Here is a 6,500-nt window from a genome sequence, read left to right on the forward strand (position 1 = left end):
TCCGTCCCGGCGCGTAGGTTTCGTTCCCGGACTGTGTGCGCGCGGGTGCGTCGGGTATCTTTTGTCCCGCACGCGCCGCGTACTCGGGAGTATTTTTTTGGGGGTCCCTCCCGTCCAGGTGGCCGCGACCCCTGGTCGGCTCCTGCTTCCCCGCCGACCTCCGCCGCGGCCGGGCCCCCGCCGATTGGAGACCGATGTCCGCCCTCCGGCACGCCCGCCCGCTGGAACACCTGCGCCTCGCCGCCGTGAACATCGACGGGGTCCTCCTGAACGACACCTTCAGCCCGGTGATCCACCGCTTCGTCACCAGCCGGGGCGGGACCTACGACGCGGGCGTGGAGCGGGCCGTCTTCTCGCAGTCCCGGCAGGTCGCCGCCCGCGCGCTCGGCGCGGCGGCCGGCGTGGACTGGAGCCCGGCGAAGGTGCTGGAGGTCTACTTCGAGGAGCGGGCGGCCTACCTCGCCGAGCACCCGCTCGCCGTCCTGCCGGGCGCGGAGCAGCTGCTGCACCGGCTGAGGGCCCTGGGCCTGCGCACCGTCTGCTACGGCGGCCTCGACAAGAGCCACTTCGACACCTACCTCGGGCACTGGGCGCACCTCTTCGACGGGCCGGGCTACATCTGCACCAACGACTTCCGCCCCGGTGTCCGCGAGATCGCCGTCGACACCTTCGGCCTCTCCTGCGACCGCGCCCTGTTCGTCGACGACGTGGCCCGGGTGGGCGAGGCGGCCCGCGACCTGGGCGCGGCGTTCATCGGCCACCCCAGCGCGTACGAGCACGGGTTCCAGGGCGCGCTGATGCGCGAGGCGGGCGTACGCCACCTGGTGCGCTCCCTGGACGAGATCGACGAGGCGCTGCTGCGCACCCTCGACGGGGAGGCCGCCGAGGGCCTGGCCTGGGCCGCCTGATTCCATCACGGGCCAGGCACGCGGTGCGCACCCGCACCGCGTGCGCCGCACCACGCACCACGTTCCACGCACCGCAAAGGGGAGAGTCATGGCAGGGCAGGGGCTGCTCGAAGGCAAGGTCGCGCTGATCACCGGCGCCAGCAGCGGCATCGGCGCCGCGGCGGGCCGGGTGTTCGCGCGGGAGGGCGCGAAGGTGGTGCTCGCCGCGCGCCGCGAGGAGCGGCTGGCGGAGCTGGCCGAGGAGCTGTCCGCCGCCGGTGCGGAGGTCGCGTACGCGGTCACCGACGTCACCCGGGCCGAGGACACGGCCGCCGCCGTGGCCCTGGCCGTCGAGCGGTTCGGCCGGCTCGACTGCGCCTTCAACAACGCGGGCTGGGGCGTCGGCCGTACGCCGCTGCACGAGATGGGCGACGAGCTCTACGGCCGGATCATGGACGTCAACCTGCGCGGCGTCTGGAACTGCCTGCGCGACGAGATCGGCGCCATGCTGAAGACCGGCGGCGGCACCATCGTCAACACCTCCAGCGTCGGGGGCCTGCTCGCCACGCCCGTGGCCTCCCCGTACGTGGCCGCCAAGCACGCGGTGATCGGTCTGACCAAGGCCGCCGCCGCGGAGTACGCCGCCCAGGGCATCCGCGTCAACGCGCTGGCCCCGGGGACCACGCGTACGGAGGTCGTCGAGGAGTGGTTCGCCGCCGTGCCGGGCATCGAGGAGCAGTTGCACGCCGCCACGCCGCAGCCTCGCACCGCCGCCCCGGAGGAGGTCGCGGAGGCCGCGGCCTGGCTGTGCAGCGAGCGCGCGTCCTTCGTCACGGGAGTGACGATGCCGGTGGACGGGGGCTTCACGATGGTGTGAAGCTAGACGGAAAGGTACATACCCGGGGGCATGTATTTGCCGATCGGTTGGGGGGCATGGAGAGGGACACAAGACTCGTGAGGACTGAACGACCCCCGGTCAAGCAGGACCGCGCCGTGCGCACGCGGCAGGCGATCCTGGAGGCCGCCGCAGTGGTGTTCGAGGACAGGGGTTACGACGCGGCGAAGCTGACGGACATCGTCAAGATCGCCAATGTCACCAAGGGAGCGCTCTACTTCCACTTCGACTCGAAGGAAGACCTGGCGCAGGCGGTGATCGACGCCCAGGTGAGCATCGAACCCGTCTTCACGCCGCAGGAGTTCAAGGCGCAGGAGTTCGTCGACGTCGGCATGATCTTCTCCCACCGCCTCCAGCACGACGTGCTGATGCGCGGCAGCGCCCGGCTCACCCTGGAGCAGAACGGACGGGGGCTGGACCGGGCCGCGCCCTACCAGGGCTGGATCGAGCTGCACACGCAGCTGATGACCGAGGCCAAGGCGCGCGGCGAACTGCTCTCGCACGTGGACCCGGCGCAGCCGTCGCGGCTCATCGTCGGGTCCTTCGCCGGCCTGAACGTGATGTCGCAGACGCTCGGCCTGAACCTGGACGAGGAGGTCTCGGCGCTCTACACCAGCGTGATGCCGAGCCTGGTCGTCTCGGCCGTGGCGATCCGGCTCGACACCGCCCCCGGCCGCGGCGCCCGGGCGCTGCACGGGCCGCAGGGCGCGCACCTGTGCCGGTGCTCCGAGCGGTCGCCGTTCGCCGTCCCGGCCGACGTCGCCTGACCGGACCCGCTTCCCGCCCCCGGCCGCGCCCGCCGCGTCCGGGGGCGGCCGTGTGTGCGCCGGAGCGGGCCGTCGGGAACGGGCAACCCGCTCGGACCCGGCCGGCCCGCTTCCGGCCAGCCGCGCCGGTGGATTCCGGATGCCGGGTGCACAGGAAAAAACCTTCCCGGTATTATTTTTAGTGGGGTGCGGCTCGAATCCGCCCCTCATCAGGCGTGCACAGGGGAGGGATACCGGTGGGGAGTCCGAGACCGCGGCCCGGCGCCTGCGAGGAGCGCTCGGGCCGCGCCGGGGGCCGGCCTTCGACGGGGTCCAGGCCGGCCCCCTTACGGGGTCCCGGCGCCCGGGCGGCATGACGTATTGACGCGGCCCGCCGGAAGCAGCAACATTCCGGCGGGTACTTTTCTCCGTTCTGATCCTCGAGAGGTACCCGACATGAGCAGCGGCGCGGCCATCCACGCCTCATCGGCAGCGAGCGACACGGGGTGGACCTGACCGGATGGCACCGAAGACACCGCTCGTCGCGGTCGTCCACGACGGCCGGCAGGGGTGGGCCTCGCCCCAGGCCTTCGCCGCGCGCGACGGCGCGGCCGAGACGGGCGCGCGCAGCGTGCTCATCGGGGTGGAGGACCTCGGCGAGCGGCAGTGGGCGCTGCTGAAGGAGGCCGACGGCATCCTGTTCGGTGCCCGGCCGCCGTACGCGGAGGGCTGCCGCGACTGGCGGGGCCGCCCGGCCGCCGGCTTCACCGACCCGCACGTGGACCCCTACGAGCGGCTGCGGGAACTGTGCGCCTTCGCCGACCGGTGGGGCATGCACTGGATCGGCATGGACGTGCCGCCCTGGTGGCACTCCGGCTGCGCCACCGAGGCGTCGCTGGACTCCGTACGCTTCCTGGGCGCCCGGGTCACCCGGTTCGCCCGGGCCCGGCTGATCGAGGCCGGGGGCGGCTCCGGGGCCGACGCGTACGCCGACGAGGCGGCCGACGTCGCGTACCTCGGCGCGGCCACCCTCGCCGGCCACGAGGTCTCCACGGCCTGGCGACGCGGCTGAGGTGCAGCAGACTGGTGACCATGGCCATTCACGAGAACCTGCTCGGGGGACCCGCCCCGACCCACCTGCCCGACGACCCCGAGCCGCGCGCGGCCCTGGCCGCCGGCACCGACCCGGCGGAGGTCGCCGCCAAGTACCCCGCCTCCTCGCTCGCCTGGGCGAGCCTGGCCGACGACGCCTTCGAGGCCGGCCGCGCCGTCGAGTCGTACGCGTACGCCCGCACCGGCTACCACCGCGGCCTGGACGCACTGCGCCGGGCCGGCTGGAAGGGCCACGGCCCGGTGCCGTGGGAGCACGAGCCGAACCGCGGCTTCCTGCGCGCCCTGCACGCGCTGGCGCGCGCCGCGCAGGCGATCGGTGAGCAGGAGGAGTACGAGCGCTGCTCGACCTTCCTGCGGGACTCCTCGCCGACCGCGGCCGACACCCTGGGCTGAGCCCGGCCCAGCGGTCCCGGCCCCCGCGGTCCCGGCCCATGGGCCAGGGCCCATGGGTCCCGGCCCCCGCGGTCCCCGGCCCCCGCGGTCCCCGGCCCCCGCGGTTCCCGGCCCCGCCGTCCCGGCTGCGCCCTCCCGCCGCCTGCCCTCCCGCCGCCTGCCCTCCCGGCCCGCCCGCCCGCCCCGCGCGCGTGGCGGCCGGGTCGGGAGGGGCGGGAGGGCCCGCAGAGCCGGGAGGGCGAAAAGGTGGCGCTGCTCACACTGACCCGGCCGAGGACCCCGCGCATATGATGCGGGCAGGGGACCGGGGCTCCACTCGCCTCAAGGGAAGGAGCGGACCGCTACCCGGAAGTTCGTGTCGAGGAGACAGCAATGTCGACGCATTCCCTTGATGCCTCCGGAGCCGGCGGTTCGGACACCCCGAACCTCGACTTCGACGGCACCACGCCGTACGAGGACTACGTACAGGCGGACGTCCTCACCCACCTCCAGCACCCCCGCTCGGACGATCCGGGCGAGATGGTCTTTCTGGTCACGACCCAGGTCATGGAGCTGTGGTTCACCGTCATCGTCCACGAGTGGGAGACCGCGGCCCGCGCCCTGCGCGAGGACCGGATCGACGTCGCGATGGACGCGCTGAAACGATCCGTCCGCGAACTGGACGCCCTCAACGCCTCCTGGCGTCCGCTCGCCCAGCTCACCCCCGGCCAGTTCAACTCCTACCGGGCCGCCCTCGGCGAGGGCTCCGGCTTCCAGTCCGCGATGTACCGCCGGATGGAGTTCCTGCTCGGCGAGAAGTCCGCCTCCATGCTCGTCCCGCACCGCGGCGCCCCGCGCGTGCACGCCGAGCTGGAGAAGGCGCTGCACGAGCCCAGCCTCTACGACGAGGTGCTGCGCCTGCTCGCGCGGCGCGGTCTCGCCGTCCCGCAGGCGGTGCTGGAGCGCGACCTGTCCCAGCGCTACGAGCCCTCGCCCGAGGTCGAGGCCGTCTGGAGCGCGCTGTACACCGACCCGGGCACCCACGACGAGCTGGTGCGCCTGGGCGAGGCGCTGACCGACGTCGCCGAGCTGGTCTGGCGCTGGCGCAACGACCACCTGGTCGCCACCCGGCGGGCGATGGGCGCGAAGACCGGCACCGGCGGCTCCGCCGGGGTGTCCTGGCTGGAGAAGCGGGCCCAGAAGAACGTCTTCCCCGAGCTGTGGACGGCGCGCAGCCATGTCTGAGCGGCAGTCCCTCCTCGGTACCCGGGCCGCCGAACTGGACGCGGCCGACGACCTGGGCAAGCTCCGGGAGCGGTTCACGCTGCCGGACGGCGTGGTCTACCTGGACGGCAACTCCCTGGGCGCCCTCCCGGCGGGCGTGCCCGGCCGGGTCGCCGACGTGGTCGCGCGGGAGTGGGGCGAGCTGCTCATCCGCTCCTGGGACGAGAGCGGCTGGTGGACCGCGCCCGAGCGGATCGGCGACCGGATCGCCCCGCTGCTGGGCGCCGCGCCCGGCCAGGTCGTGGTGGGCGACTCCACCAGCGTGAACCTCTTCAAGGCCGTGGTCGGCGCGGCCCGGCTGGCCGCGCCCGGACGCGGTGAGCTGCTGGTCGACGCCACCACCTTCCCCACCGACGGGTACATCGCGCAGTCGGCGGCCCGGATGACCGGCCTGCGCGTGGTCCCGGTCGAGCCCGCCGCCGTACCGGGCGCGCTCGGTCCGGACACCGCCGCGGTGCTGCTCAACCACGTCGACTACCGCACCGGCCGGCTGCACGACCTGCCCGCGATCACGGCCGCGGCGCGGGCGGCGGGCGCGGTCACGGTGTGGGACCTGTGCCACAGCGCCGGGGCCCTGCCGGTGGGTCTGGACGCGCACGGGGTCGACCTCGCGGTCGGGTGCACGTACAAGTACCTCAACGGCGGCCCGGGTTCGCCCGCGTACCTCTACATAGCCGCCCGCCACCAGGCGGACTTCGACTCCCCGCTGCCCGGCTGGAACTCGCACGCCGAGCCGTTCGCGATGAGTCCCGGCTTCGTTCCGGCCGACGGGGCGGTGCGCGGCCGGGTCGGCACCCCCGACATCCTGTCCATGCTCGCCCTGGAGGCGGCGCTGGAGGCCTGGGACGGGGTGCGGATCGAGGACGTCCGGGCCAAGTCGCTGGCCCTGACGGACTTCTTCCTGGAGTGCGTCGAGGCGTACCTGCCCGCCGGTCGGGTCGAGCTGGTCACCCCGCGCGCCCACGCCGAGCGCGGCAGCCAGATCTCGCTGCGCACGGACGACGCGGCCGCGGTGATGCGCGAGCTCGTCGCGCGGGGCGTCGTCGGCGACTTCCGCCACCCCGACGTGCTGCGCTTCGGGTTCACCCCGCTGTACGTCGGATTCGCCGACGCGGAGCGGGCCGCCCGCACGCTGGGTCACGTTTACGGGTGATCACGCCGCGGTTCCCGGCGGGCCGCGGCACGGCGCCGCACAGCGGTGCA

General features: G+C 74.0%; 7 protein-coding genes. All 7 read left to right on the forward strand.

Annotated elements, in window-relative coordinates:
* Positions 1-194: 194 nt before the first annotated feature.
* The 7 genes from LG632_RS13000 (at position 195) to kynU (ending at position 6,450) form a co-directional block, all read left to right on the forward strand.
* Positions 195-908: an HAD family hydrolase gene (locus LG632_RS13000; protein WP_226727176.1), complete on the forward strand. Its 714-nt coding sequence runs from the start codon at positions 195-197 to the stop codon at positions 906-908.
* 88 nt (positions 909-996) lie between these two features.
* Positions 997-1,764 carry a glucose 1-dehydrogenase gene (locus LG632_RS13005; protein ID WP_226727177.1) on the forward strand — a complete coding sequence of 256 codons (768 nt, stop codon included), beginning with the start codon at positions 997-999 and terminating at the stop codon, positions 1,762-1,764.
* 77 nt (positions 1,765-1,841) lie between these two features.
* On the forward strand, positions 1,842-2,549 hold the full coding sequence (locus LG632_RS13010) for a ScbR family autoregulator-binding transcription factor (RefSeq protein WP_226727178.1): 708 nt from the start codon (positions 1,842-1,844) through the stop codon (positions 2,547-2,549).
* Between the two features lie 499 nt (positions 2,550-3,048).
* On the forward strand, positions 3,049-3,600 hold the full coding sequence (locus LG632_RS13015) for a flavodoxin family protein (RefSeq protein WP_226727179.1): 552 nt from the start codon (positions 3,049-3,051) through the stop codon (positions 3,598-3,600).
* 20 nt (positions 3,601-3,620) lie between these two features.
* Complete coding sequence (locus LG632_RS13020; RefSeq protein ID WP_226727180.1) at positions 3,621-4,034, forward strand: DUF3151 domain-containing protein; 414 nt, start codon at positions 3,621-3,623, stop codon at positions 4,032-4,034.
* A 372-nt stretch (positions 4,035-4,406) separates the two neighbouring features.
* Positions 4,407-5,258: a tryptophan 2,3-dioxygenase gene (kynA, locus tag LG632_RS13025; protein ID WP_226727181.1), complete on the forward strand. Its 852-nt coding sequence runs from the start codon at positions 4,407-4,409 to the stop codon at positions 5,256-5,258.
* Positions 5,251-6,450, forward strand: coding sequence for a kynureninase (kynU, locus tag LG632_RS13030; protein ID WP_226727182.1), 1,200 nt, complete (start codon positions 5,251-5,253; stop codon positions 6,448-6,450). Before kynA ends, kynU begins: the two co-directional genes overlap by 8 nt.
* The last annotated feature ends 50 nt before the right edge of the window (positions 6,451-6,500 follow it).

Source organism: Streptomyces antimicrobicus (assembly GCF_020532625.1).
Classification (GTDB): domain Bacteria; phylum Actinomycetota; class Actinomycetes; order Streptomycetales; family Streptomycetaceae; genus Streptomyces; species Streptomyces antimicrobicus.